Here is a 26007-nt window from a genome sequence, read left to right as displayed (position 1 = left end):
TTAAGGTTGTGCAAAGCTGATGGTGACCGGCATACCTTGGCGTAGTGACTCATCAGCATCGGTAATAATAATTCGCAAACGATAAACCAGGTCGGTGCGCAAATCCGGTGTTTCCACACTCTTAGGGGTAAATTCGGCAGTCGGCGAAACAAAGCCAATTTTTCCGTGATAAGGCTTGCCTGGGCGGCCATCGGTAAAGATTTGGACCTCAGTCCCCGGAATGGCTTGCCCCAAGTGGCGCTCACTGACATAGGCCCGCACCCAAACCGGATCCGTCAGCGAGAGTGTAAAGACGGTATTACTGGCAGACAAAATAGTGCCCGGCTCAACTGCGCGTGTCAGCACTGTCCCGCCAGAAGGCGAAAGTAAGGTGGCGTCTTGCAAGTTGAGTTGGGCTTGTGCCAATTCAGCTTCACTTTGCGCCAGATTCGCTTCGGCCTGCGCGATTTCTTGCGGGCGGTTACCGCTCAAATATTGGGCGAGTTTATCTTTTGATGCTTGCAGATTAGCCTGGGCCTGACTGCGCGCGGTACGGGCATTTTCCAGCTCATTGGCTGATACGGCCTTGCTTGCCCACAGCCCTTGTTGGCGTTTTAAGAAGCTGTCGGCATAACTGAATGCGGCCTCGCGCTGAGAGACTTCAGACCGCACTTGGGCAATTTCTTCTTCCCGGTAACCTGCTTTCAGTAAATCCAACTGGGCTTGCGCACTTTGCACATTGGCCTGAGCCTGCTTGAGGGCATTGAGATACGGGCCGTCATCCAGTTTGCCCAAGACTTCGCCCGGCTGAACTTTATCCCCCTCATCAACCGCCAGAGAAGCCAGCCGACCACCGACTCTAAAGCCCAGATTCACGGTGCGAATATCGACATTGCCATATAATGTCAATGTCGCGTCCTGTTGTTGACGATAATAATTCCATCCGTAACCGAGGGTCGCCAGCAAAGCGACGATGACGACGGCCACTATAATCTTCTTGCGATTCATAATGCTCCCTATCTGTAACCAATTCTTTATAACTATAAGGTCAATGAGTTCACTGCGATGCTTTCGCCCGCAGCCCATAAAGCAGCAGGTCAATATGTTCAATAAGCACTTGATTAATCATCTCGCTTTCAGATTTACCAATTTCCAGCCAACCCGCTTGCCGGCGGATAGTTTCCCGCGCCATGCGGAAAGCCAGAACCTCACCAATCAATGCATGGGTATGGAGAATGGTTTTCGTCTCACTTGCATCGGCACCAATGAATGCCGCCAGCAACAAATTCAGTTTTTGGTGTAAGGGCGCAATGGCCTGAGCATGAATCAGCGGGTATGCATCACTGGGGGAGAGTTGCTCCCGCGCCATGATTTTGCTGATATTTAGCGTTTCCGGCTGTGTCATTAAATGGCTGAATTCCAGCAAACCACGGCGAATAAAATGTAACTGCTGCTCTGGGCTTTGCTCCTGGCTCGGCAGCCGTAGAAACTGGTCAATTTCCACTGCCAGTGGCGCAAATGCTTGCCGGATAAAATCCGCAATTTGTTGTGCCACCGCCAGATACAAACCTTCTTTAGAATTGAAGTAATAAGTAATCGCGGCAATATTCTGTCCTGCCCGCTGTGCAATCTCGCGGGTGGTTGCCCCTTTCAAACCCTGTTCGCCGAACAGTTCGGTCGCAGCTTGTATCAGTTGTTGGCGCGCTTGTTCACCGCGGCTGGTCACTGGTATTGATGGTGTTAAATCGTGAGGTGTGGAATGGGACATAGGCTCCATACTCAATGTAACTCCCCAAAATTTGGGTAAAAATGGATAAGATTTGCGCTAATAATAATAGCTAAATAATAAATCAATCGTATGATTAACTTTAGGTCTCTGCTGAGAATATGTAAAGCTATGGCCGCAATTCGCCCTGTTTTTGTGATCCTGAATGGGTTAATAGATGCTAATAAATCAATTCTGTTGATGTTTGAGTTAATAAAATTCTTAAGAAACGCGTAAATCTCCCTTTTCTTGCCAACATCTGCTATAATCAGCCGCAATGGTGCACTGCAGTTTGTGCCAATCCTCGTGGTAATGCCTCAATTCATGCCTCGTCTGATAATCTTCCCTTGAAACTGCACCTGACGTTATCGCCAGGATTGGGAAGATCTGGAGCTTCTCGTAATATGTCATTTGATTCTCTCGGCCTAAACGCCGACATCCTGCGTGCTGTTGAAGAGCAGGGCTACCTTGTGCCGACACCGATTCAACGTCAGGCAATCCCTGTGGTACTGGAAGGCCGTGATTTAATGGCCAGTGCGCAAACCGGTACGGGTAAAACCGCTGGTTTCACCTTGCCGTTGTTGCAACTGCTGAGCCAGAACCAAGAGCCAATTAAAGGCCGTCGTCCGGTGCGTGCGTTGATTTTGACGCCAACCCGCGAACTGGCTGCGCAGATTGACGAAAACGTACAGAGTTACAGCAAATACCTGAAGCTGCGTTCGCTGGTGGTATTTGGTGGCGTTAGCATTAACCCACAGATGATGAAATTGCGTGGTGGTGTGGATATTTTGGTCGCCACCCCAGGCCGTTTACTGGATCTGGAACATCAGAACGCTGTTGATTTGTCCAAAATTGAAATTTTGGTATTGGACGAAGCTGACCGCATGCTGGATATGGGCTTTATTCACGATATCCGTCGTGTCTTGGCCAAACTGCCAGCCAAACGCCAAAACTTGCTGTTCTCTGCCACTTTCTCTGATGAAATTAAAGGTTTAGCCAGCAAGTTGTTGCACAACCCGGCTTCTGTTGAAGTCGCGCGCCGTAACACCGCATCGGAACAAATTGCACAAAGCGTTCATTTTGTTGATAAAAACCGCAAGCGTGAGCTGCTGTCTCAGATGATTGGCGAAGGTAACTGGCAGCAAGTATTGGTGTTCAACCGCACCAAACACGGCGCTAACCATTTAGCCGAGCAATTGAATAAAGACGGTATTACTGCCGCCGCAATTCATGGCAACAAGAGCCAAGGGGCGCGTACCCGTGCATTGGCTGATTTTAAAGATGGTAAAATCCGTGTATTGGTAGCGACTGATATCGCCGCGCGTGGTTTGGATATTGATCAGTTACCTCATGTAGTTAACTATGAATTGCCAAACGTACCAGAAGATTACGTGCACCGCATTGGCCGTACTGGCCGCGCGGAACGCACTGGCGAGGCGATTTCACTGGTTTGTGTTGATGAACATAAACTGTTGCGTGATATTGAGCGCTTACTGAAACGTGAAATTCCGCGTATTGCACTTGATGGCTATGAGCCGGACCCAAGCATTAAAGCGGATCCGATTCAAAATGGTCGCCAAGGCCGTGGTGCGCAGCGCCCTGGAATGGGCCGTGGTAGCAGTGCGGGTCGTCCACAAAATGGTGGTGGTGCAGCAGGTCGCGGTGATAGCCGTGCCAGCCGCCCGCGCAGCCAGGCTGATGGTCAACGCCGCCCAGCAGGCCCGTCTTCACGTGGTCGTAGCCGCAAACCAGGCGAATAAGCTAGAAAGTATTCGCTGATAAAACCGCTTCTTCGGAGGCGGTTTTTTTTCATCTGAATTCATGTCATTACTGGGTTATCCCTTGTTTTATTCCCTGCTTCCCCCGTATCATTGCCGGTCTTTTTTACTATTATACTATGTTGGTTTTATAGGTACTGGGCAGGGTGTATTCATGGCGTGGATAGAGGGGCGGGGGTCATTAGCATGCGGGTAATACTGGCGCCGATGGAGGGTGTATTAGACTCACTGGTGCGCGAGCTTCTTAGTGAAGTCAATGATTACGACCTTTGTATCACCGAGTTTTTACGGGTAGTCGATCAGTTATTGCCGGCAAAATCTTTCTATCGTCTGTGCCCTGAACTGCATCATCAGAGCCGCACTTCCTCCGGCACTCAGGTTCGTATCCAATTGTTAGGCCAATACCCAGAATGGTTGGCGGAAAACGCCGCTCGTGCGGTTGAATTGGGATCTTACGGGGTCGATTTGAACTGTGGTTGCCCGTCAAAATTGGTTAATGGCAGCGGTGGCGGTGCTACATTGCTGAAAGATCCCGAGCTGATTTATCGGGGAACCAAAGCCATGCGTGAGGCTGTTCCGGCTCATTTGCCGGTAACAGTAAAAATTCGTCTAGGCTGGGATTCGGGCGATCGTCAGTTTGAAATTGCCGATGCGGTACAACAAGCGGGTGCAACAGAACTGGCGGTACATGGCCGTACCAAAGAAGATGGTTATCAAGCTGAACGCATTAACTGGCAGGCGATCGGTGAGATCCGCCAGCGGCTCACTATTCCGGTGATCGCCAACGGTGAAATTTGGGATTATCAGAGCGCACAAGAGTGCATGAAAGTGACGGGCTGTGATGCCGTGATGTTAGGCCGAGGGGCGCTGAATGTGCCAAACTTGAGCCGAGTTGTGAAGTATAACGAACCGCGAATGCGGTGGCCGGAAGTGGTCAAACTGTTGAAAAAATATGTTCAGCTAGAAAAGCAGGGCGATACGGGCTTATATCATGTAGCCCGCATCAAACAGTGGCTAGGGTATCTGCGTAAAGAATATGCTGAAGCCACGGATTTATTTGGCGAAATACGCGCGTTAAAAACCTCGAAAGATATTGCGCTCGCTATCCAACGTATTTAGCTTTAGGCATTATCAAACACTGCCCCTGGGACTAATTGAAAGTGTTTGCCAGGGGGCCGTTTTTGCTGGCTTATTTATTTCCATCCTGCATTTGTTTAAGTATTTTACCGAAACTGACTGTTTTCCTACCCACCTTTTTCATTCCATCCTCCGGTAGATAGCTAAACTTGACATAAAGAAGCTTTCCATCAATTTTATCTTTATTTTTCAATTTCTTAATAACGTCGTACATTTCGTTTAGATCTGAAGGAATACCGGCCGTATCAGTCAGAATAGTGCCTACTGGCACGAATTTTAGTGCCTGCTCAACACTTTTGGTTAATAAGTCATGTAATGGAAATAACCCGGTAAAACGTTTTTGGGGGACATAATTTGTGATGCCCATATAGATATCTGGCAGTTCTTTGATATGATTTTCGATACCACGAGTTTCGTTTTTAATCAAAAACTCTGAAATCTCAAGAGGAGAGCCGATTAACACTAACGGCTTAATACCGTTCCCTTTTTCAGAAAAAAGATAATCATTATTGGTGTTCTTGACTGCTTTTTGCAGTTGCCCTCGATCGACGATAAGACTGTAATATTTTCCTTCTTTCACCATAGGGGCGGGTTCTCGCCATAAGATTATTTCATTAGCAGATACAGACCCCACCCCTACTATAGAACACATAAATAATATAGATGTATTAACTAAAATTCGCATCAATAAGTTCCTTCTTATCATGGTGATTTTATGCCATGCCATAATGGCATTTTTACTGGGATTTAAAGAAATATAGCCTAAGTGGATATACTCGTACAGTAGGAATAATGACCACCTCTGGTATTATTTAACATTGATTAAATAACAATAAATCATTACTAAACATTAACTATTGTTTCTTGGCGAAAACTAAATACACCTTAAACGAGAATGGTTATTTTTTTGATTTGTTTTAAGTATCACGCTTATAGTGTGTGGGCATTTTAAATGCAGTATCTCGTTAGGCGAGGCTCCTATACAAACACAGGTTACTGATCTGATGACGTCCAGAGACGCCCAAGGTTAGGACAGGCTATATCGGATTAAGGTATAGCCCAAAGTAACTTCTGAGAAATCAGATACGTTGTATAGTGCTAAAACTTAGACACGGAGATAGCCATGGAGCACTCTCTAATCTGGTTACGCCCCTATGTGAGGACTGTTTAATTGATTAATAACAGTAATAGGGTCTTTTATGAGTTCACATCTCGATTTAGCCTTGCAAAAGCAAGGCCAGTTCCATCCAGGCGAAGATAAGGAATCGACTTTAGGCGCTTATATGAGTGATGCCTATATTACGGTGTCTGCTGATATGTCAGTCGCTGAGGCTAAAACTTATTTCTTGCAGAATATCTCTGATGATGAAATACCGACACAATTATTGGTCACTAATGATAATCGGCATTTGCTTGGTTTACTCTCAGTTAAAAAATTATTGACGGAAGAACAGCAAGATATAAAAGTTTTTCAAATTATCAATCAAAGTTATTTCTCTGTATCACCAGATCAGAAGCGTCATGAGGCGGTCAGCCTATTGTCAAAAAACGGTTTAGATATCGTTCCAGTATTAAGTCACGGTAAATTAATGGGAGTATTAAGGGCTCAAGATATTGCTGAGTTGATTGAAGATGAAAATACCGATGATGCTCAAAGACAAGGCGCTAGTTTCCCCCTGGATGAGCCATATTTACAAACCAGCCCAGTAACATTATGGCGCAAACGGGTTGTTTGGTTATTACTGTTATTTGTCGCAGAGGCTTATACTGGCACGGTATTAAAAGCGTTTGAGGAACAACTCGAAGCCGCTATTGCCTTGGCATTTTTTATCCCATTATTAATTGGTACGGGTGGGAACAGTGGAACACAAATTACCTCCACTTTAGTACGAGCAATGGCATTAGGTGAAGTTAGTTTACGCAATATTGGCGCAGTATTGCGTAAAGAGGTTTCTACTTCTCTAATGGTAGCGGCAACTATTGGTTTAGCTGCTTGGATCCGCGCCTGGTTCCTTGGGGTAGGAATGGAAGTCACTATCGTCGTGAGCTTAACTGTCGTTGCGATCACAGTATGGAGCGCCATTATTTCTTCCATTATTCCGATGGTATTAAAGCGCTTGTCTATAGATCCTGCGGTGGTGTCTGCCCCCTTTATTGCGACCTTTATTGATGGCACAGGTCTGATTATTTACTTTGAAATTGCTCAACGGGTGATGACAGATTTGGCATAAGGTAAACGGAAATAAAAGGCGCTTTAAGCGCCTGAGGTTATTGACAAAGTGCCTGCAGCGGTGAAAACAGGCAGATCGTAAAGACACCGTACTTCCTTTGTAAAAACAAGCATCCCTGTAGGCTCGAGCCGCGCCATCCCTGGCGCGGACGCTTTACTCTTCTGCCCGTCCTCACCACCCGAGATCGAGTCATTGGGGTTTGTCAGCAGTCTGAGGCGCTTTAAACGCCTTTTTTGATAAAGAACCGGATGTTACTTTTTCTTGCGGCCGATAAATTTAGCAATACCCAATAGGAATACTGCCCCAACAAAAATCAGCAATGCATCAACCCAAAATGTCAAAGATGCCAAGTTCTCATCATGAATGTCAGCAAGGCCCGCTGCGATTAAAAATACGCCGAAGAGAATACCAAAAATTGTTGTTCCCATATAAACACCTAAAAATTAGATTTATCATAAAGTTTATGTTGGCAATTATAGGATGATATTTAGTCTGATACAGATATTTTTTCTCATTATTGAGGCACTGTTGAGATTATTTTGATTAATTAAAATGCCCGGTGATAAATTGACTAAAATTTAATGTTTACAGCATAAGCCAGTCTACCAGAGCATATTGATTGTTTTATAAACAAAAACTATCTTTTAAAATAGTCACTATCATAACTTTAGCTTTGTTTTCTTTCGGAAATGTTTACTGTTGAGCAATGACTAGGCAGCTTTAATGTTTGTAACAATCATTTTAAGAATGTGTGGTGCGCAGGGCATTACTGTAATTTATAATGCGCCGGATCAACCATAATGTCTCCAGACAACCTATTTAAGCTGACTAACATGCATGTGAAAATCCGTTTTGCACTATTAAGTTTCTTGCTTTTATCTACCTCTATCAGTGTCGTTCCTATTGCGATAGCGAGTGGCGGAGCTAATGAAGTTAAAGGAAAGGCTCCTCTTGAATTGGCTTCGGGGAGCGCGATGGTGGTTGATTTACAAACAAATAAAGTCATTTATGCCAACAATGCAGATGAAGTTGTGCCGATTGCTTCAATCACCAAACTGATGACAGCAATGGTGGTATTAGATGCCAAGTTGCCGCTTGATGAGATTATTTCGGTTGATATCCATCAAACCAAAGAAATGAAAGGGGTATTTTCTCGGGTTCGAGTGAACAGTGAAATTAGCCGCAAAGATATGCTGTTGCTGGCGCTCATGTCGTCGGAAAACCGTGCCGCAGCTAGTTTGGCTCATCATTACCCCGGTGGATATAACGCCTTTATTAAGGCGATGAATGCAAAAGCTAAATCGCTAGGAATGACGAAAACTCGCTATGTCGAACCAACCGGTCTGTCGATTAATAATGTGTCGACGGCGCGTGACCTCACTAAATTATTGATAGCGACCAAACAATACCCACTGATTGGTCAATTAAGTACCACTACCGAGAAAATGGCTACGTTCCGTGATCCCAATTATACGTTGCCTTTCCGCAATACTAACCATTTAGTTTATAACGATAAATGGAATATTCAGCTGACTAAAACCGGTTTTACCAATCAGGCAGGGCATTGTCTGGCAATGCGTACCGTTATTGGTAATCGCCCTGTTGCATTGGTTGTTTTGGATGCTTTTGGCAAATATACGCATTTTGCGGATGCAAACCGCCTGCGCAGTTGGATGGAAACTGGCAAGGCTGCACCAATTCCTGGAGCTGCAAAAAGTTATCGTCAGCAAAAAGATGCTCAAGGGCGTTTAGCCCAGGTGACTGAATAAATACAGTCATAGTCATTGAAAGGCAGAGTTTGCAACCAGCCTGCAACTCTGCCGATAGTATTTGATTAATAGCTCTTGCCTTACTGATAACAATTAGATAATCAGTTTAAATACACCAGTAATGGTCAATAAACCGACAATAAAAATGATCGCGATAATCCACAGTATTATTTTCATTTGTTCTCCCAGACTCCGTATAAAACCAACATGTGATAGCCATACCAACTTTCGTTGGTATCAGACTATGACTATAGTTTGTCTGGCAGAATTCATCGGGTATGTTGTAGGAATTCGGATAATGCTTAAGTTATTCTAACTTGTCAGATATCCATCCCCACCTCAGTTATTTTGTCTGCCAATATTTAAGTTTCGAGGTTTTGCCGATCCCAGGATTAAAACTATTAGTAGGGTCTATCTGCTGATAAAACGTCTTCAATGCCGGCTTGGCTATGTAGAGGTGCCCGACATTATGTTCAGCTGGGTATTCCGCCCCTTTGTCATTCAAAAGCGCCAACATTTTTTGTTTTAGGGCGTGCGTATCGACCCCTTTCTTCACGATATAATCCTGATGGAAAACGTGGCACAAAAAATGACCATAATAGAGTTTGGCGACCAGACATTGATCTATTTCGGGCGGTAGCGTCTCAAACCACTGTTCTTCATTACGTGGCAAAGCAATATCCAGTGCCAGAATATCTTCAACTTTATCGGCATGAACGGCATGATAACGAACAGCTGCTCCTGCCGCGGCAAAGCGATGTAAAAAAGCTTTTTTGCCTTCATCGGCAGTGCAGGTAATAAAGTTACCTTCCGCCGTGGCAAAAAAATCTTTTAAAAATTGCAGTGCTTCAGTTATCCCTTCACCTGACATTTTTAGCATTAAGTGATGCTCATATTTACTACGGTAACTCTTAAGACGTTTGGGTAAATGGTTGGGGAGTACCTGGCTGAAACCTTGCATAATACGGTCAGTTAAATGATCTATTAGAAAGGGAACTTTATTGAGGCGGGCATCAATTTTACCTTTTAAGGTGAAAAAACGCGGCATGCTATTGGTGCCCATTTTGTTGATCATCACAAATGTATCTTTGCCATACACTTCTGCAATATCAAAAATATCGCGATGCATATATTCGCCCGCAACGGGTAAATGTTTGAAGTCACGTAAAATAGCACGTCGTAACTCAGTTAAGACCTGAGTTTGATTGGTACCGATATAGAAAACTTGCTGCTGTTTGTCACTGGGGAATGTATCTAACCGTACTGCAAATACTGCTAATTTACCTGCGCATCCAGAGGCTTCAAAGAGGCGGCGTGGGTCAGCATTAAAACGAGAAGGCGTTGGCGCATCAATATCTCTCACCCGTGTCGCATATTCATGATCGGATGCATGTTGAGTGCCCTGATCAATATCACTGACAGGGTAATTACCTCGCTCCAAGCATTGTAAAATCTCTTCTGGTGTATCGCCTAAATAAATTCCTAAGTGATTAATTAATTGCAACTCACCTTGTGCATCAATTTGTGCGAATAGAGCCATTTCCGTGTATGCAGGGCCTCTTTGAACCAATGAACCGCCTGAATTATTGCAAATACCTCCGATGACCGAAGCACCAATACAGGAAGAACCAATGACGGAATGAGGTTCTCGATCATAAGGTTTTAAGCATTTTTCCAATTGATTCAATGTGCTACCAGGAAAGCCAATGACTTGTTTGCCATCATTGAGTAGCTGAATTTGATTAAGCCGCAATGTATTCAATATAACAATGGGGCGGTCGTAATCATCACCGCTAGGGGTAGACCCCTCAGTCAGCCCTGTATTAGCCGCTTGCATTATAACGATTGTATCAGCTGCAACACAGGCTTGTAGCAATTGCCATTGCTGTAACAACGTAGAAGGGAACACTACAGCGAGAGCAGAACCAGCCCCTGATCTGAAACCCGAACGGTAGCGTTCAGTTTGTCGTTCGCCAGTCAATAAGTAGCGCGCACCTACGATATCTTGTAATTGAGTCAGTAAGGTTTGCGTTTTTTCATCATAAGAGTGATTCATTCGTGCGACTCCCTGTAATGACATTTACTTTTCATACCCACGTTCAGCCCGGTATGAAACAACTATTTTAGTGCAATGAAGTAAACATGAGGGGCGGTATGCTTTCCTGATAAAACGTGTTTTTTGTGAACTCACACGCATTATTTTTGCTTAAAAAGCATTCAGTCTTCGCATCGCTGTGTTTTAAAAATTACTAACTATGATGATTAATGGAGAGGACAAGACTGAGAATTGTGATGGATTCATCCTTTAATATCTTGATAAGAGTTTTGATCATTACGCGCCGAGGTATAGGATCAGATACAAGAACTACGCTGATTAATAAGGTATTTTATGAGTGAGCATTTTGTGGGTAAATATGAAGTTGAGTTAAAGTTCCAAGTATCGAACATCACCCAATTACATGAACAGTTAGCAATGCATAAAGCAGTGCCATTTACGGTCAATAATCATGAAAAAGATATCTATCTGGAAGCGAATAGTGGCGATTTAGCCGCTAAACAGATCAGTATGCTTTTACGTGAAATGAATCCATCAGGTATTCGTTTATGGATAGTCAAGGGGCCGGGAACGGAACGCTGTGAAGCGAGCAATATTGAAGATATCGATAAAGTGAAGAGCATGTTGTCAACGTTAGGGTATCAACCTGCGTTTACACTAGAAAAACAACGTAGCATCTATTTTATTGGGAAGTTTCACGTCACGGTTGATAGTCTGGCGAAGTTAGGCAATTTTGCTGAGATAGCCATCATGACTGATGATTTTACTGCCCTTGATAATCTTAAGGCAGAATGCCGAGAGTTAGCTAACCGATTAGGATTATTAATAGAACAACAAGAAAACCGTTCATACCGGCAATTGCTCGGTTTCTAATTATTGTATGATTTGTCATCATAAAGTCTTGGCCGCTCTGTGTATCACGGCCAAATAGGTTTATTTTTTCATCAAAGACTTCAAGTTGGCGAATGGATTGTGGGTGGCAACACCCTGATCATTCTGCGCATCATCCCCGGCAATTACCGTCGAGCCATAAAGGTCTGCTTCGGTATATTTAGAGTGTTCATGATCATGACAAAAAAGACATAACATCTCCCAATTGCTGCCATCTTCTGGGTTATTACTATGATCATGGTCAATATGGTGAACTGTTAGTTCTCGCAGGTTGGAATAAACAAATTCTCGTGAGCATTTACCACAAACCCACGGAAAGATCTTCAATGCTTTCTCCCTATACCCACTTTCCAGACGCGCGTAGTTCTTTGGTATATATGCCATATCAGCCTTCAATTCTGCGAGAAACAATGTTTGTATTTTAGCGTGAAAACAGACGGCAGACTATCAACTATTGGCTATTAATATTTAGGCCAGACTTCTTCATTAGAACCTGCTTCTATAGGAACATATTGAATCAATTATAAAAATAGGTGTCTGGATATTCATGTTGATACTGATAATTTTTGAGACTTTTGCTGATGATTTAAAGGGATAAGTCGTTTTACACTATCACTGAGTTTTTACGGTCACCTTTTTATATTATCCAGTATAGAGTTATTGGCGTAAGATTATGTGTACTCCCGCTAATAAACTTATTTTACGGCATGCAATACAGCGTGTTTAGCCTGAAATCCTTTGCCGATAGAGTTGAGGCGATATGAAAGAATCTGAGGTACTGGTCGAAGTCAGTAATGAAAACCAGACATTAGTAGCTGTGGTGCAACAAGACCAACGGGTAGTATACTTCTATATTTATCCGCAAGAAGCGTTTGAAGAACGTTTCCCCGTCCGCGCTTGCTGGGTGAGAAATTTGGTCGCAGCGCCAATATTGGCTGATAATACCGCCCTTGAACAAGGACTAGCTCCGCGTTTGGCTGCAGAGTTTTGCCGTAATGTGGCTGGCGAGGCTGAACTTGATGCGCAGTTTATTTCGATTATCTGGTCAGAAAGTGATGACGGCGCAGCATTATGGTATCAGGGGCAATTACTGGCGATTATTCCCGGCTGGAGTTTATATATTGATCACTCGGTTTGTTATTCCGCCAGTTGCATTAAAGACAACCCACTAACATTACCTTTGGGGTCTGCTTCCACTAATACCCAATATACCCATGCACAAAATACTCGCCAATTTTGGCGGGTTTGGCAGCAGGAGGAAGGGAATCCATGGTCTGCATTACAGGCTGAATATATTCAGTGCTATGAACAACACTTTGGTTCATCGGTTAAATATTATGCGATTGATCAAGGTAAGTGGCCGCCTATGGCTATCTCACAGCACGAAAAAGATGGAATATATTACTTTCTGACGTTGGGGGTCAGTATTCGTCCCCAACCATGGGTTGAAATATTATTTAATGACGATGCTGCTAAATATCGGCGTTTCGAAATGGCTATAGCGATTGATAGCCAATTTGTTAATGAGGATAACGCTATCTATATGGCTAGTGCGTTGGCAGGTTTTGCTCATGTACCCTGGAGTAAAATAACTTGGCTGGGGGAGGGGCACACATTGGAATCAGAGGTCGCCCCTCAGGGGTATGAGGGTTATATCTTGTCATCAGAGCTTTATACTAATGCAGATAGCCTAATATTGCCTCTCCAGCAAGATGACCCGGTTAATATATATTGGGCCAGTCCCGTTTTTGCCAGTGAAAGAGAATTTGCCCATAGTGTACCGAATGGCGGGTATGATTTGCTGAAAAAACTGCGGCAACAGGGGGTTAATCATATTTTCTCACCCCGTGAGCCCATTATTTAATTTTAACTGAACATGATAGATCTGATTTGCAGATTTTGTTATTCGGGTCTTAACTTAACAATGACGATAGCGGTTTAAGGCCGTAATGTTGAGTTTGTAATGAGTGAGATAGGCAAGCCAGCTATCAGTGAAAATTAATTTTATGGAGGTACTTATGGGCATACTATCTTGGATTATTTTTGGTCTTATCGCTGGGATTTTAGCTAAATGGATTATGCCAGGAGAGGATGGTGGTGGTTTTATTATGACTATAATCCTCGGCGTGGTAGGGGCGCTGGTTGGTGGCTATATTAGCACTTTCTTTGGGATGGGTAAGGTTGATGGGTTTAACCTTGGTAGCTTTGTGGTAGCGGTTATTGGCTCACTGGTCGTGCTGCTTGTCTATCGAAAATTAAGAAGTTAGCAATTTTTTAGGTGCTTATTATAGTGATTTTAAATAATCATTATTTTGACTAAATAAGTATTAAACAAGAAAATGCTCGCTCATCAAGAATATAAGAAAGGTGGCTGAATTTTGTCACCATTCTCTCATAAAACTATCATCAATATGCAATAGACATATTCTTTAATGGCACATGACTACAGGCAATTTGAGAAACATGACATGGGCCAAGCATTACGTAAATTCACTGTGGCTGATTATCCAGCTGCGGTGTCAGAACCGCGTAAAAAGGTACTTGCTGTTAAAGGTTTGGTTAAGGCGTATAAGTCACAACATCGAGTTCTGGATGATATTAATTTTGAGCTTCATTCGGGTGAGTTTGTCGCAATAATTGGCCGTTCTGGTGCCGGTAAATCTACATTACTACATGTTTTAAATGGTACTATTCCCAGCAGTGCGGGTGAAATTATCAATTACCATGACAACGGCGAAACACAAAATATAGCAGCCCTGACAACAAAGCAGATGCGTAAATGGCGAGCTAAATGTGGCATGATTTTTCAAGATTTCTGTTTGGTTCCGCGCCTTGATGTTATAACTAACGTTTTATTAGGCCGCCTCAGTTACACCTCCACACTAAAATCATTTTTTAAGATATTTGCGGACCAGGATCGCGCCAAAGCCATCGAGTTATTACAGTGGCTTAATATGCTGCCGCATGCTTTGCAACGCGCAGAAAACCTTTCGGGTGGACAAATGCAGCGTGTTGCTATTTGCCGCGCCATGATGCAAAACCCCAAAATATTATTGGCTGATGAGCCAGTCGCTTCTTTGGACCCTAAGAATACGACTCGTATTATGAATACATTACAGAAAATAAGCGAGAATGATATTGCGGTGGTTGTTAATTTACACTCTGTCGATTTAGTGAAAGATTATTGTACCAGAGTTATTGGTATCGCTCATGGACGAATTATTTTTGACGGTCCCCCCTCTATGCTAAATGATACCATTATTCAGGATATATATAGTGACGAATCACCTGAGCTTTTGCATTAACTCCCACTTATCCCTTTATCAGAATAGGTTATTTTAATGAAAAAAGTACTTTGTCTTACCTCATTAGTGGCAAGTTTAATGGTATTTAATGTCACAGCAGCGGATGCGCCAAAAGAAATTAATCTGGGTATCCTTGGCGGTCAGAATGCAACACAGCAAATTGGCGATAATGTATGTGTTAAGGAATTCTTAGATAAGGAATTAAATGTTAAAACAAATTTACATAACGCATCTGACTACTCCGGCGTTATTCAAGGTTTATTAGGTGGAAAGATTGACCTGGTATTAAGTATGTCTCCCTCCTCCTTTGCCTCTGTTTATATCAAAGATCCTAAAGCTGTTGATATTGTAGGTATTGCTATTGATGATACTGACCAATCTCGCGGCTACCACTCTGTCGTCGTTGTAAAAGCAGATAGTCCTTATCAGAAAATTGAAGACTTAAAGGGTAAAGCATTTGGCTTTGCTGACCCAGACTCAACCTCTGGTTTCTTGATCCCTAATCAAATATTCAAACAGAAATTAGGCGGGACACCAGATAACAAATATAACAATTTCTTCTCTAGCGTGACATTCTCCGGCGGACATGAGCAAGATATTCTTGGTGTCATTAATGGCCAATTTGATGGTGCAGTAACTTGGGCATCGATGATTGGTGACTATAATACGGGCTATACCAGCGGTGCATTTACCCGCATGATTCGTATGGATCACCCAGATTTAATGAAACAGATTCGTATTATCTGGGAATCTCCCCTTATTCCTAATGGCCCGATTTTAGTCCGCGGTGCATTGCCACCTGAGTTTAAAGCGCAACTGGTGGCTGCGGTTAAAAGATTGGATAAAGAAGATCATGGTTGTTTCATCAAAGCGATGGGTGGCAAACAGCATATTGGTGAAACATCACTCAGCGAGTATCAAACTATTATTGATATGAAGCGTGAATTAACCAAAGGCGACCGTTAAGTCGGTCCTGCGGATAAAATATGATGGCTCTGGTTTACCGGGGCAATCATTTTTAGGTGGTAGCTAATTTTGAATACAGACTTTAACTATTACTATCAAAAGGTTCGCGCTAAACAAAAACGTGAAACGCTGATTTGGTCATTGGTGCTGGCAATTATCTATCTTGGTGCTGGAAACATTGCTGAGTTTAATTTACATACTATTTTTATTTCTATTCCACATTTTTTTGATTATCTAGTTGAAACTATTCCTGTGCTCCATTGGCATAAATTATTTGCAGATGGTCATACGGAAGGCTCCTTGGCTTATTGGGGTTATCGTTTGCCAATTCAGTTACCGCTAATCTGGGAAACTCTACAGCTGGCGGTGGCTTCGACAATTTTGTCGGTTATGGTTGCTATTATTTTGGCCTTTTTAGCGGCGAATAATAGTCAAACTCCATCGTGGTTGAGATTATCTATTCGCACCTTTGTTGCCTTTTTACGCACTATGCCAGAATTGGCATGGGCGGTGATGTTCGTCATGGCTTTTGGCATTGGGGCTATTCCCGGTTTTTTGGCGTTGGCATTACACACTATTGGCAGCTTAACTAAGTTGTTTTACGAATCATTGGAAACTGCATCGGATAAACCTGTTCGCGGTCTTGCTGCTTGTGGTGCCGGCAAATTACAACGAATGCGTTTTGCGCTTTGGCCGCAAGTAAAACCCATATTTCTTTCCTATAGTTTTATGCGGTTGGAAATTAATTTTCGCCAATCGACCATTTTAGGTTTGGTGGGAGCGGGGGGAATCGGTCAGGAATTGATGACCTCAATAAAATTGGATCGTTATGATCAGGTGAGTATGACATTACTACTGATTATTATTGTAGTTTCGTTATTGGATTATACATCCGGTAAATTACGCAAACGAGTTGTGGAGGGCGCGTTATAATGCTGACAGACCACTTGAGCGCAGAGCAGCTAGCAACAGTGAAACAGCAGCATCCACAGATTTTCTTACAGCAAAAACGCTATATAAAGTGGGCCACGATAATTGCTGTAGGCATTTTTTTATATTATCTTTTTTTCTTCAAAACCTTTGGTATTCCCTGGCAGACATTTGTTAATGGTAGCCAGCAAATAAGCCGGTACTTTTTACGGATGTTTGTTTGGCATGATTTTGTTAATTGGCCATTTAGATATTACTTTGGTCAGATTTTTATTACCTTAGCCATTGTTTTTGCCGGAACAATCACTGCGACCTTGATTGCTTTGCCTCTATCATTTTTGGCTGCGCGAAATGTGATGTCGACGCCGGGTTTACGCCTTATTTCATTTGTCGTGCGCCGTTTCTTAGATATTTTCCGTGGTATTGATATGGCCATTTGGGGGCTGATTTTTGTACGTGCTGTCGGGATGGGGCCACTTGCTGGGGTGCTGGCGATTATTATGCAAGATATGGGCTTGCTCGGTAAACTCTATGCAGAAGGGCATGAAGCGGTAGATAAATCACCTAATCGTGGTTTGACTGCTCTGGGAGCTAATGCTTTACAAAAACAGCGTTTTGGCATTTTCACTCAGTCTTTTCCCATCTTCTTAGCCCTCAGCCTCTATCAGATTGAATCCAATACCCGTTCGGCCGCAGTATTAGGTTTTGTGGGGGCTGGCGGTATAGGCTTAGTTTATGCTGAGAATATGAGACTATGGAATTGGGATGTCGTGATGTTTATTACCTTAATAATGGTTGTCATTGTAATGACCATGGATAAAGTTTCTTCTACTTTGCGGAAGAAGTATATTGTTGGTGAGGAAATTTCACTTTATCAACCAACTAATAATATTAAACCTAAGACTTAATCTGTATTTTAATAGTTAAGGTGATTTTTTGTTTATCTCTTGCCTTTATTAGTTATTTATCAAAAATAACTAATAAATAATTATACGTCATAGCTTCCCATTTTTGCTATATGTGTATTTTTATTATCAGCCAGATTTGCATTGAGAAAATCGGTGTTGATCTATACAATACTGCCCGCTAGGCGTTAAAGACGATTTTTTTCTTGCGATATTCGCGCGCGCCTAATCTAAATAATAGGAATAGGGCAGTAATATGATCAACAACGATGTGCTCCGTAGTGTTCGCTATATGCTTAACGTAAACGATACCAAGATAACAGAGATCATTAAGCTGGCTGATTTTGATGTGGACAATGCGGATGTCGTTAATTTTCTTAAAAAAGAAGACGAAGCTGGATATCAGGATTGCCCTGATCTGGTGATGGCACATTTCCTCAATGGCCTGATTTTCTTTAGACGTGGTAAGGATGACAAGTTCCCGGCACCAGCGGTAGAACCAGTCATTACGAACAATATCGTGCTAAAAAAACTGCGTGTGGCATTTGAATTGAAAGATACCGATATGCACGATGTTTTCAACGCGGTCGAATTCCCAGTATCTAAGCCTGAGTTAAATGCATTGTTCCGTAAAGAAGGCAGCAAAAACTTCCGCCCTTGTGGTGATCAGGTATTGCGTTATTTCCTGAAAGGTTTGACATTGCGTATCCGTGGCCCTAAAAAATAAAAGTAATTATATTGATATAAAAGACTAATATTAATTGCAAGTAAGAAAGGAGTAGCATTATGCTATTCCTTTTTTTATTTAAATTGATTTAATTGTATTTTTTATAGTTTAATATATTTAAGATTTTAATCTTCTGCCTTTTTTATTTAAATGTAATCCTCACTCCTGTTGATGAATACCCATTGTTCGAGAATCGTGGGGAGGTAAAGTATTTTACTCTATATATTGACTTGCACACAGCTAATGAGACTTTATGAGATTTCTTTGCACAGTAATAATATTTAGAATATAAATCTCTAGGAATTAAAACTTCGTTCGACTTTTATCTAGAGTGGGAGGACAGGGTACTCATATCGAGCTTGATAGTACCCGTGTCCTGACCGCTATTTAAGTGATTTTATGACAGTCGAGTGTTATCGATTGGTAGCGAATTTGATGCTCCCCATTCGGCCCAAGAGCCATCATATAAAGATACCGACGTTGCATTTACTGCGGCTAATCCCAGAGCAACCACCGCAGCCGTAACCCCCGAGCCACAGCTGGTAATAATAGGTTTGGCCAAATCCACACCTTGGCTGGCAAAAATATTCTTCAGTTCCTGTGGTGATTTCAGATTGCCATTTTCAATCAGGTTTCCCCAAGGCACATTAATACTGCCGGGAATACGGCCCAGCTGTAGGCCGGGGCGCGGCTCTGGATCTTGTGCTTTAAATCGACCCGCCGGGCGAGCATCTATAATTTGTATTTCATTGTTCCCGAGTGCGGCTAAAACGTCATCAACACTTTTGACTGCTGCGTCATTGAATATTGCTTTGAAGGTTTGAGGTGTAGGGTATCTCGGGCCGCTCTCTAATGCGAAGCCTGCCTGTTGCCACCCACTAAAACCCCCAGCCAAAATATATACGTTTTTGGCACCAAATATACGGAATGTCCACCAAACGCGCGGTGCTGAAAACAAATTGCCATCATCATAAATGACTAGGGTTTGCTGTTCATTTATCCCTAATTGGCCAGCCATCTCACTGAATATTTGTGGGGATGGCAGCATATGAGGCAAATCGGTGCTGCTATCTGCAACTGCATCAATATCAAAGTAAACAGCTCCAGGAATATGCCCTTGCTCAAACTCGGCCTGAATATTTCTTTTAGGGGTTAGCCCGGGTGGTGACATTCTGGCATCCAGAATAGTGATATCGATATTATTAATATGATCTGCCAGCCATTGTGGTGTTACCAGAAAAGGTGAGTTCATTGCAAATTTCCTGTCGAAGTTATACAGAAGCAGCTTAGTTAAATGCTTCATCGCGGTGCTTACTATATAACGAAATGGCGGTATTGAAACCTTGAGTTATCAGTGATGCGTAGCGCATCGCAAATCGAGGCGTTTTTTTCATAATAATAATAAAAGAAAATAAATAATTCATTTTTTGTATTTTATAATTTATTTTTGTGAGCTAGATGATGAGGTTTAATACTTATTAATGCAAATTTTCATTGGGTTTAACCGATTAATTGTACTAGCTCGCAAAATGGATTTTTAATTTCACTTTCTACTTGATAGTGAAATTTTAACTTCGTATAACCCTTAACATGCAAAGTTTTTTGGTGTGGATTTAATCTTAAACAAACAGGGGAATAAAATGCAAAAGGTCCGAATTGGCCTTATCGGCACCGGCTATATTGGTCGTTGCCATGCCATTGCTTATGCACAGGTTGCAACTGTTTTTCCTTTAAAGGGGGTTCCAATATTAGAAATGTTGGCAGAAATCACGCCTGAATTGGCCTGGCAACGTGCTGCTGAGTTTGGTTTCTCCCGATCGACTGCAAGTTGGCAAGAATTGGTAGCCGACCCAGCTATTGATGTAGTAGATATTTGTGCACCAAATTTCTTACACAAGGAAATTGCTCTCGCGGCTATAAGCCATGGTAAGCATGTTTATTCCGAAAAGCCTCTGGCTCTTAATGCGGCAGATGCCAAAGAAATGACGGAAGCGGCCCGTGAAAAAGGTGTAAAAACGTTGGTGGGATTTAACTATATAAAGAATCCCACCACTCAGCTAGCACGCGAGATTATTGCCAATGGTGAGATTGGTGATATCGTGCATTTTTACGGTACTCATAATGAAGATTATCTGGCAGACCCGCAGACGCCGTTAGATTGGCATTGTACTAAGGCTCAGGCAGGGTTAGGAGCATTAGGCGATTTGGCCGCGCATATAGTCAATATGGCCCATTATCTGGTAGGTGATATCACTAGGGTATGTGGGGATATGCAGACTGTCATTAAACAGCGGCCCGACCCGAAAAATCCCTCTTTGTTACGGACGGTAGAAAATGAAGATCAAGCCGGAGCACTCGTGCGTTTTGCTAATGGAGCAATGGGGACCATAGAGACATCACGTATTGCATGTGGCCGCAAAATGGGTTTGACCTATGTGGTCACTGGAACTAAGGGCACAATTAGTTATTCCCAAGAGCGCATGGCGGAATTACAGCTCTATCGTCATGATGAACCGCAATCCAGGCAAGGATTTAAAACCTTACTTACAGGGCCATTACATCCAGACTACGCAGCATTTTGTGTGAGTTCTGGGCATGGTATTGGATTTAACGACCAAAAAACGGTCGAAGTCCGCGATTTGATTAACGGAATTGCTGCCGGGGATCGTATGTGGCCAGATTTCGAAGAAGGTTGGAAAGTTTCCAGAGTGCTAGATGCTATTGCTATTTCAGCAGAAGAGTTGTGCTGGGTTAATGTAGTAGAAGATTGATATGGTTGACAATAGCTCAATGTTTTTCGACCTCTGTTACATCATTATATAGGGTGATTATCTCATTCTCAGATTTACATAGTATTTTAAGTTAGTTAGCAGCAGAGATAATTAAGTTGATACTGGCCGGAATTATGCCAAGTATGAGCTTTTAATATGTCTTCTGCTGATACCAAATTGAATGGCCGTGAAGCCGGAGCCGCTTATTATCTTAGCGAGCAGCAACGGGCGCGGATAAAATTGTTATCTCGTTCTTGGATATGGCGGTTGGAATTGCCTACCTGGATATTGATTGGGATTATTTATACTGGCTGGTTTGCCTGCGTTATTTATTGGCAGCAATTAGGCTTAGTGCTTGGTAGTACATTGCTAATATTATTAAGCGCGTGGTATATGTCACTACAACATGAATTGATCCACGGTCATCCAACTCGCTGGCGACGGGTTAATCAGCTATTAGGGACTTTGCCATTAGCAGTTTGGTATCCCTATGGTCTTTATCGTGACTCCCATATTCAGCACCACAAAGACGAAGACTTGACTCATCCAGAAAAAGATCCAGAGTGCTATTATTACACTGCGGAACAATGGCAGAATTTTCCCCAATTATTCAAAAGCATAGTGCGTATTAGCAATACTTTTATTGGCCGATTAACTCTAGGGCCTGCACTGGATATCATTGCCACTATCCGCAGTGCAATCAGTACGGGTGACCGCTCTGCTATTGCAATGTGGCTGGTTCATTTTGGTTTACTTGGTTTATTGTTTCACTGGATGGCTGGTTATGGTATTTCGGCTATTTTTTATATTTTGGTTATTAGCTATCCAGCACTTAGTCTGACTAAAGTAAGATCATTTTTCGAGCATCGTGCTGCTGAAAATAGCGCCGCTCGTTCGACCTTAAATGAGGCTGCATGGCCGTGGCGACTACTATTTTTAAACCTCAATTATCATCTAGTCCATCATGATTTACCGGCTTTACCTTGGTATGGATTGCACCAGATTTATCTGGAAAATCGAGTCCAATATCAGCATCGCAGCGAGCAATTCGTGGTGAACGGCTATACTGAATGGTTCGAAGCATTTTTTTTTACAGCTTTGGAGATAGAAATTCATCCCTTTTACGATAGTGAAAATAAAGCTCTGACTGAGAGGATACAGGACACGGTGATTGGCAGTGGAGATAGGCATACCGAGTCAGTCTAAAGCGCTTATCAAAGTGAAAGCGAGGAGGCTGGGATACCTGCAAAACTATCGGACTTGTTTTCATTTACCTGTATTTTACTGTTGTTATATACAGTTATTTGTGTAATCTTAACGGTCAATCTTATCAGCGAAACCCTTTTAAATACTTAGCTATCATACTGTTATGCATAAAATAGATTGGCCTTCTAACCTAGTGTGACTTGAATAATATATTTAATATCAATTGGTTATTTGGTTTATTTTTGACTAAATCTAATATGGCTGCTGATTTGTTTATGGTTTTATGCCTTGTTGGCATTGGCGTTTTACAGACATTAACGAGATAACTTTCATTAACCCTTGAGCACATAGAGGTAAAGCATGGCAAAGACCCTAACTCGTAGCCGGATTTTTGCGTTAGCCACAGTAATATTGGCTGTGTCAGGTGGAGCATCACAGGCTGCTGATACTGTCCGTGTTGGCTCAAAAATTGATACTGAAGGCTCATTGCTGGGCAATATTATAGTGCAGGTTCTTGATGCTAATGGGATTAAAACAACCAATAAATCCCAGTTGGGCACCACCAAAGTGGTGCGCGGAGCGATCACTGCTGGTGAGATTGATATTTACCCTGAATACACGGGTAACGGTGCTTTTTTCTTCTCTGATGAAAAAGATCCTGCTTGGAAAGATGCAAAAGCAGGCTATGAAAAAGTAAAAAAATTAGATTATGAGAAGAATAAACTGGTGTGGCTTTCACCTGCGCCAGCGAACAACACTTGGACCATTGCTGTTCGCCAAGATCTAGCTAATGCAAATAATTTGAAAACATTAAATGATTTAGGTAAATGGATAAATGCAGGTGGTAAATTCAAATTGGCTGCCTCAGCTGAATTTATTGAAAGACCTGATGCCCTGCCAGCTTTCCAACAAGCATATGGATTCAAATTGAATCAAGACCAACTGTTATCATTGGCTGGTGGTGACACGGCGGTAACAATTAAAGCGGCTGCCGAGCAAACCTCCGGAGTTAATGCCGCCATGGCGTATGGAACTGATGGTCCGGTCGCTGCATTAGGGCTACGAACATTGGAAGATACTAAAGGTGTACAACCTATCTATGCGCCAACCCCAATAATCCGTGAGGCCACACTGAAAGCGCATCCTAATATCCCTGCTTTGCTTGATCCCGTATTTGCCACACTTGATAGTGCAACCTTACAAAAACTCAATGCTCGCATTGCAGTAGAAGGTCAGGATGCGAAGAAAGTTGCTGCTAATTACCTGAAAGAAAAAGGGTTTGTTAAAGGATAGTGATGTATATCAGAGATGGTGCTATAGGTATCTATTTTATTGCCTATAGCGCCATTAAATAAACAGATAATCTATTGTTATAAAAAGATTATCTGTCAGGGAGATGGGGTTTATGGTTGTAAAAAACCGAGTTCTACTGGCGCTGGTTCTTTTGATGATTCTATCTGGGGGGGGCTTTTCGTTTATGAGCCATGCACCGAATCGGTTGATCTCTGGTCAGGGAGTTTCATTAATATCATTGATAGCTGGGCCTGTTTGGTGGCTGTTAGTGCCGATATTGATGCTATCTGCTTTTGCATTCTTTAAACAAAATATTGTGGTGCTTTGGTTGACAGTTTTGATAGCCGCAATACTGTTGTTCGGCCTGTTGTTACTGGCTGGAAAAACAGCTACACAACTTGCTGGAGGCGAAGAAAGCCTCGCGCGCACGTCACTTGGTAGTGGGTTTTGGTTGATGAGTGGGATGAGCATATTGATTGCGGTCGATAGCTTGGCTCGTGCGGTTATGAATCCTGTTTGGCGCAGTTTGGCGAATGTTTTGTTAGTTCTGCCAGTTGTAATATTGTTGGCAACCGGGCAGCTTGATCAATTGTCATTAATGAAAGAGTACGTTAATCGCCAAGATGTGTTTGATGATGCATTATGGCGACACCTTCAAATCTTGTTGGCAACACTGATACCTGCTGTACTCTTGGGCATTCCCCTTGGTCTATTCTGCTTTCGCTCTCATCGTTTTCAAGGCACTATTTTTTCAACATTGAATATTATTCAAACTATTCCATCCATTGCTTTGTTTGGCCTGCTGATAGCCCCTTTAGCTGGGCTGGCCGCGGCTATTCCTCGGTTAGCGGAGCATGGGGTGAGTGGTATCGGGTTAGCTCCGGCTATCGTCGCACTGGTGCTTTATGCTTTATTGCCATTAGTACGCAATGTAGTTGCCGGGTTAGAAGCGGTACCTGACAGTGTTGTTGAATCAGCGCGAGGGATGGGAATGACCCGCACTCAGTTGTTCTTTCGGGTTCAGATACCGATTGCCATGCCATTTATTTTATCCGGAGTTCGTATTATTGCTGTGCAAACCGTCGGGTTGGCCGTTGTCGCTGCGTTGATTGGGGCGGGTGGGTTGGGCGCGATTGTATTTCAAGGTTTACTGAGCAGTGCATTGGATTTGGTGCTGTTGGGTGTAATCCCCGTGATAGTGATGGCGGTAGTAGTTGATTCGCTGTTTAAATTCATCATTATTTTTATGGATACTTCACATCGATGATTCATTTCCATCAGGTAACTAAATATTTTGCCGGCAAACGGGCAGTAGATAACCTAACGTTACAGATCGCTAAAGGGGAATTTACTGTGCTGATTGGCACCTCAGGTTCCGGTAAGTCAACCACATTAAAAATGATTAACCGGCTTATAGAACATGATGAGGGGGAGATCCATTTTGCTGGCGAGGAAATTCGTAATTATAAGCCTGAAGATATACGGCGTCGCATGGGTTATGCAATCCAATCTATAGGGTTATTCCCCCATTGGACTGTGGAACGCAATATTGGCACCGTACCGCAATTGCTTAAATGGCCTCAAGAGCGAATTCGTCAACGAGTTATTGAATTGCTTGAGTTATTGCATCTGGATCCCGAACAGTTTATTCATCGTTATCCTCATCAATTGTCAGGCGGGCAGCAACAACGGGTAGGTGTTGCCCGAGCTTTGGCGGCAGATCCAGAAGTGTTGTTGATGGACGAGCCATTTGGTGCATTAGACCCAGTGACACGTTCAGCATTGCAGTTCGAAATTACCCGTATTCACCAGTTATCGGGTCGGACTATTGTTTTGGTCACTCATGATATTGATGAAGCTTTAAGTTTGGCTGATCGTATAGTTTTGATGGATGGCGGGCGAGTTATCCAGCAAGGGACACCTCTTGAAATGTTAACTCAACCTGCTAATGATTTTGTTCGTGATTTCTTTGGTCGCAGTGATCTTGGTATTAAGCTGTTATCACTCGGGCGAGCTGAACAACGTGTCAGGCGTGGTGAAACTTTGGTTGGACAACCAATACTTGGTACGACTAGCTTGCGTGAAGCACTTTCCCTGTTTGTGTCGCGTCAGACAGATAAATTACTGGTTACTGACGAATATGGGCAATCATTAGGGGTGCTTTACTTTGCTGATCTGATAGCTGATGCGGATAAGAGGGGATCATGAAACCGACTGCTGTCAAAATGGGGGATGTGAAAGAGCTTCCTCTGGAAAAACTCAAGTCAGGATTATTGTATTGTTTAAAAGACCCCCTTT

Annotated in this window: 25 protein-coding genes and 1 riboswitch; of the genes, 17 read left to right on the top strand and 8 right to left on the bottom strand. The window is 42.8% G+C overall.

The genetic code is table 11. The annotated features are described in order from the left end of the window. Together hlyD and FTA91_RS07850 are read right to left on the bottom strand one after the other, a co-directional pair. On the bottom strand, positions 1–987 hold the full coding sequence (gene hlyD, locus FTA91_RS07855) for a secretion protein HlyD (protein ID WP_145534676.1): 987 nt from the start codon (positions 985–987) through the stop codon (positions 1–3). Positions 988–1036: 49 nt separating this feature from the next. Next, positions 1037–1747, bottom strand: coding sequence for a transcriptional regulator (locus FTA91_RS07850; protein WP_145534679.1), 711 nt, complete (start codon positions 1745–1747; stop codon positions 1037–1039). Between the two features lie 401 nt (positions 1748–2148). On the opposite strand from FTA91_RS07850, the gene rhlE reads away from it, so the two are divergent. Together rhlE and dusC are read left to right on the top strand one after the other, a co-directional pair. Then, complete coding sequence (rhlE, locus tag FTA91_RS07845; RefSeq protein ID WP_050112798.1) at positions 2149–3504, top strand: ATP-dependent RNA helicase RhlE; 1356 nt, start codon at positions 2149–2151, stop codon at positions 3502–3504. A 204-nt stretch (positions 3505–3708) separates the two neighbouring features. Next, a complete protein-coding gene (gene dusC, locus FTA91_RS07840) occupies positions 3709–4641 on the top strand; it encodes a tRNA dihydrouridine(16) synthase DusC (RefSeq protein WP_050112799.1) in 933 nt (310 codons plus the stop codon). Between the two features lie 70 nt (positions 4642–4711). Here dusC and FTA91_RS07835 read toward each other — a convergent pair whose 3' ends face one another. Continuing rightward, positions 4712–5344 (bottom strand): hypothetical protein, encoded by a 633-nt coding sequence (locus FTA91_RS07835; RefSeq protein WP_050112801.1) that lies wholly within the window; start codon positions 5342–5344, stop codon positions 4712–4714. A gap of 269 nt (positions 5345–5613) precedes the next feature. After that, positions 5614–5783, top strand: a riboswitch (M-box (ykoK) riboswitch). 75 nt (positions 5784–5858) lie between these two features. Here FTA91_RS07835 and FTA91_RS07830 point away from each other — a divergent pair. After that, on the top strand, positions 5859–6890 hold the full coding sequence (locus tag FTA91_RS07830; protein ID WP_145536247.1) for a magnesium transporter: 1032 nt from the start codon (positions 5859–5861) through the stop codon (positions 6888–6890). A gap of 251 nt (positions 6891–7141) precedes the next feature. Here FTA91_RS07830 and FTA91_RS07825 read toward each other — a convergent pair whose 3' ends face one another. Continuing rightward, entirely contained in the window at positions 7142–7318 is a 177-nt protein-coding gene (locus tag FTA91_RS07825; protein ID WP_004391528.1) for a hypothetical protein, read from the bottom strand. 405 nt (positions 7319–7723) lie between these two features. Here FTA91_RS07825 and pbpG point away from each other — a divergent pair, with 405 nt between their 5' ends. After that, a complete protein-coding gene (pbpG, locus tag FTA91_RS07820) occupies positions 7724–8659 on the top strand; it encodes a D-alanyl-D-alanine endopeptidase (RefSeq protein ID WP_145583160.1) in 936 nt (311 codons plus the stop codon). 93 nt (positions 8660–8752) lie between these two features. On the opposite strand, the gene FTA91_RS20620 is transcribed toward pbpG, so the two are convergent. Both FTA91_RS20620 and dld read right to left on the bottom strand, forming a co-directional pair. After that, positions 8753–8836, bottom strand: a complete 84-nt coding sequence (locus FTA91_RS20620) for a small membrane protein YohP (RefSeq protein ID WP_456294432.1) — start codon at positions 8834–8836, stop codon at positions 8753–8755. Positions 8837–9002: 166 nt separating this feature from the next. After that, positions 9003–10715: a D-lactate dehydrogenase gene (gene dld, locus FTA91_RS07815; protein ID WP_145536248.1), complete on the bottom strand. Its 1713-nt coding sequence runs from the start codon at positions 10713–10715 to the stop codon at positions 9003–9005. A gap of 333 nt (positions 10716–11048) precedes the next feature. Here dld and cyaB point away from each other — a divergent pair, with 333 nt between their 5' ends. Then, positions 11049–11588, top strand: a complete 540-nt coding sequence (cyaB, locus tag FTA91_RS07810) for a class IV adenylate cyclase (protein ID WP_050112806.1) — start codon at positions 11049–11051, stop codon at positions 11586–11588. 60 nt (positions 11589–11648) lie between these two features. Here the strand turns inward: cyaB and yajD are convergent, their stop codons facing one another. Next, positions 11649–11990: an HNH nuclease YajD gene (gene yajD / locus FTA91_RS07805; protein WP_005158894.1), complete on the bottom strand. Its 342-nt coding sequence runs from the start codon at positions 11988–11990 to the stop codon at positions 11649–11651. Positions 11991–12366: 376 nt separating this feature from the next. Here yajD and FTA91_RS07800 point away from each other — a divergent pair, with 376 nt between their 5' ends. From FTA91_RS07800 to FTA91_RS07770, 7 genes are all read left to right on the top strand, one after another. Then, the gene (locus FTA91_RS07800; RefSeq protein WP_145536249.1) at positions 12367–13470 is read left to right on the top strand and encodes a suppressor of fused domain protein; all 1104 of its coding nucleotides are present in this window, start codon (positions 12367–12369) and stop codon (positions 13468–13470) included. Between the two features lie 154 nt (positions 13471–13624). Next, entirely contained in the window at positions 13625–13873 is a 249-nt protein-coding gene (locus FTA91_RS07795) for a GlsB/YeaQ/YmgE family stress response membrane protein (RefSeq protein ID WP_004391521.1), read from the top strand. Positions 13874–14074: 201 nt separating this feature from the next. Then, positions 14075–14911: a phosphonate ABC transporter ATP-binding protein gene (gene phnC, locus FTA91_RS07790; RefSeq protein ID WP_145536251.1), complete on the top strand. Its 837-nt coding sequence runs from the start codon at positions 14075–14077 to the stop codon at positions 14909–14911. Positions 14912–14947: 36 nt separating this feature from the next. Beyond that, a complete protein-coding gene (gene phnD / locus FTA91_RS07785; protein ID WP_050112810.1) occupies positions 14948–15877 on the top strand; it encodes a phosphonate ABC transporter substrate-binding protein in 930 nt (309 codons plus the stop codon). Between the two features lie 69 nt (positions 15878–15946). Continuing rightward, positions 15947–16810 (top strand): phosphonate ABC transporter, permease protein PhnE, encoded by an 864-nt coding sequence (gene phnE, locus FTA91_RS07780; protein ID WP_050112812.1) that lies wholly within the window; start codon positions 15947–15949, stop codon positions 16808–16810. Further along, positions 16810–17715 (top strand): phosphonate ABC transporter, permease protein PhnE, encoded by a 906-nt coding sequence (phnE, locus tag FTA91_RS07775; RefSeq protein ID WP_050112814.1) that lies wholly within the window; start codon positions 16810–16812, stop codon positions 17713–17715. Before phnE (FTA91_RS07780) ends, phnE (FTA91_RS07775) begins: the two co-directional genes overlap by 1 nt. A 253-nt stretch (positions 17716–17968) precedes the next feature. Beyond that, the gene (locus tag FTA91_RS07770) at positions 17969–18439 is read left to right on the top strand and encodes a YehS family protein (RefSeq protein WP_032820273.1); all 471 of its coding nucleotides are present in this window, start codon (positions 17969–17971) and stop codon (positions 18437–18439) included. A gap of 397 nt (positions 18440–18836) precedes the next feature. On the opposite strand, the gene sseA is transcribed toward FTA91_RS07770, so the two are convergent. After that, entirely contained in the window at positions 18837–19691 is an 855-nt protein-coding gene (gene sseA, locus FTA91_RS07765) for a 3-mercaptopyruvate sulfurtransferase (RefSeq protein WP_145583154.1), read from the bottom strand. Positions 19692–20079: 388 nt separating this feature from the next. On the opposite strand from sseA, the gene FTA91_RS07760 reads away from it, so the two are divergent. The 5 genes from FTA91_RS07760 (at position 20080) to FTA91_RS07740 (ending at position 25917) form a co-directional block, all read left to right on the top strand. Beyond that, a complete protein-coding gene (locus FTA91_RS07760; RefSeq protein ID WP_050112817.1) occupies positions 20080–21210 on the top strand; it encodes a Gfo/Idh/MocA family protein in 1131 nt (376 codons plus the stop codon). Positions 21211–21366: 156 nt separating this feature from the next. Next, positions 21367–22416 carry a fatty acid desaturase gene (locus FTA91_RS07755; RefSeq protein WP_145583152.1) on the top strand — a complete coding sequence of 350 codons (1050 nt, stop codon included), beginning with the start codon at positions 21367–21369 and terminating at the stop codon, positions 22414–22416. Positions 22417–22776: 360 nt separating this feature from the next. Then, a complete protein-coding gene (gene osmF / locus FTA91_RS07750; protein WP_145535595.1) occupies positions 22777–23709 on the top strand; it encodes a glycine betaine ABC transporter substrate-binding protein OsmF in 933 nt (310 codons plus the stop codon). A 112-nt stretch (positions 23710–23821) separates the two neighbouring features. Next, positions 23822–24976 carry an ABC transporter permease gene (locus FTA91_RS07745; RefSeq protein WP_145583150.1) on the top strand — a complete coding sequence of 385 codons (1155 nt, stop codon included), beginning with the start codon at positions 23822–23824 and terminating at the stop codon, positions 24974–24976. Next, the gene (locus tag FTA91_RS07740) at positions 24973–25917 is read left to right on the top strand and encodes an ABC transporter ATP-binding protein (RefSeq protein WP_050112825.1); all 945 of its coding nucleotides are present in this window, start codon (positions 24973–24975) and stop codon (positions 25915–25917) included. Before FTA91_RS07745 ends, FTA91_RS07740 begins: the two co-directional genes overlap by 4 nt. Positions 25918–26007: the final 90 nt, after the last annotated feature.

Origin of the sequence: Yersinia thracica (genome assembly GCF_902170565.1) — a bacterium.
Taxonomy (GTDB): Bacteria; Pseudomonadota; Gammaproteobacteria; order Enterobacterales; family Enterobacteriaceae; genus Yersinia; species Yersinia thracica.
Note: the sequence above shows the minus strand (reverse complement) of the source record. Positions and strands in the feature narration are given on the sequence as shown.

What these genes read in the sequence shown, in the direction of transcription:
- phnC (WP_145536251.1), top strand. Translation starts at nt 14,075, where the DNA reads ATGGGCCAAGCATTACGTAAATTCACTGTGGCTGATTATCCAGCTGCG.
- FTA91_RS07830 (WP_145536247.1), top strand. Translation starts at nt 5,859, where the DNA reads ATGAGTTCACATCTCGATTTAGCCTTGCAAAAGCAAGGCCAGTTCCAT.
- hlyD (WP_145534676.1), bottom strand. Translation starts at nt 987, where the DNA reads ATGAATCGCAAGAAGATTATAGTGGCCGTCGTCATCGTCGCTTTGCTG.
- dld (WP_145536248.1), bottom strand. Translation starts at nt 10,715, where the DNA reads ATGAATCACTCTTATGATGAAAAAACGCAAACCTTACTGACTCAATTA.
- FTA91_RS07740 (WP_050112825.1), top strand. Translation starts at nt 24,973, where the DNA reads ATGATTCATTTCCATCAGGTAACTAAATATTTTGCCGGCAAACGGGCA.
- FTA91_RS07850 (WP_145534679.1), bottom strand. Translation starts at nt 1,747, where the DNA reads ATGTCCCATTCCACACCTCACGATTTAACACCATCAATACCAGTGACC.
- FTA91_RS07760 (WP_050112817.1), top strand. Translation starts at nt 20,080, where the DNA reads ATGCAAAAGGTCCGAATTGGCCTTATCGGCACCGGCTATATTGGTCGT.
- FTA91_RS07835 (WP_050112801.1), bottom strand. Translation starts at nt 5,344, where the DNA reads ATGCGAATTTTAGTTAATACATCTATATTATTTATGTGTTCTATAGTA.
- sseA (WP_145583154.1), bottom strand. Translation starts at nt 19,691, where the DNA reads ATGAACTCACCTTTTCTGGTAACACCACAATGGCTGGCAGATCATATT.
- FTA91_RS20620 (WP_456294432.1), bottom strand. Translation starts at nt 8,836, where the DNA reads ATGAAAATAATACTGTGGATTATCGCGATCATTTTTATTGTCGGTTTA.
- dusC (WP_050112799.1), top strand. Translation starts at nt 3,709, where the DNA reads ATGCGGGTAATACTGGCGCCGATGGAGGGTGTATTAGACTCACTGGTG.
- osmF (WP_145535595.1), top strand. Translation starts at nt 22,777, where the DNA reads ATGGCAAAGACCCTAACTCGTAGCCGGATTTTTGCGTTAGCCACAGTA.
- phnE (WP_050112814.1), top strand. Translation starts at nt 16,810, where the DNA reads ATGCTGACAGACCACTTGAGCGCAGAGCAGCTAGCAACAGTGAAACAG.
- cyaB (WP_050112806.1), top strand. Translation starts at nt 11,049, where the DNA reads ATGAGTGAGCATTTTGTGGGTAAATATGAAGTTGAGTTAAAGTTCCAA.
- phnD (WP_050112810.1), top strand. Translation starts at nt 14,948, where the DNA reads ATGAAAAAAGTACTTTGTCTTACCTCATTAGTGGCAAGTTTAATGGTA.
- FTA91_RS07745 (WP_145583150.1), top strand. Translation starts at nt 23,822, where the DNA reads ATGGTTGTAAAAAACCGAGTTCTACTGGCGCTGGTTCTTTTGATGATT.
- FTA91_RS07795 (WP_004391521.1), top strand. Translation starts at nt 13,625, where the DNA reads ATGGGCATACTATCTTGGATTATTTTTGGTCTTATCGCTGGGATTTTA.
- rhlE (WP_050112798.1), top strand. Translation starts at nt 2,149, where the DNA reads ATGTCATTTGATTCTCTCGGCCTAAACGCCGACATCCTGCGTGCTGTT.
- pbpG (WP_145583160.1), top strand. Translation starts at nt 7,724, where the DNA reads ATGCATGTGAAAATCCGTTTTGCACTATTAAGTTTCTTGCTTTTATCT.
- FTA91_RS07755 (WP_145583152.1), top strand. Translation starts at nt 21,367, where the DNA reads ATGTCTTCTGCTGATACCAAATTGAATGGCCGTGAAGCCGGAGCCGCT.
- FTA91_RS07825 (WP_004391528.1), bottom strand. Translation starts at nt 7,318, where the DNA reads ATGGGAACAACAATTTTTGGTATTCTCTTCGGCGTATTTTTAATCGCA.
- FTA91_RS07770 (WP_032820273.1), top strand. Translation starts at nt 17,969, where the DNA reads ATGATCAACAACGATGTGCTCCGTAGTGTTCGCTATATGCTTAACGTA.
- FTA91_RS07800 (WP_145536249.1), top strand. Translation starts at nt 12,367, where the DNA reads ATGAAAGAATCTGAGGTACTGGTCGAAGTCAGTAATGAAAACCAGACA.
- yajD (WP_005158894.1), bottom strand. Translation starts at nt 11,990, where the DNA reads ATGGCATATATACCAAAGAACTACGCGCGTCTGGAAAGTGGGTATAGG.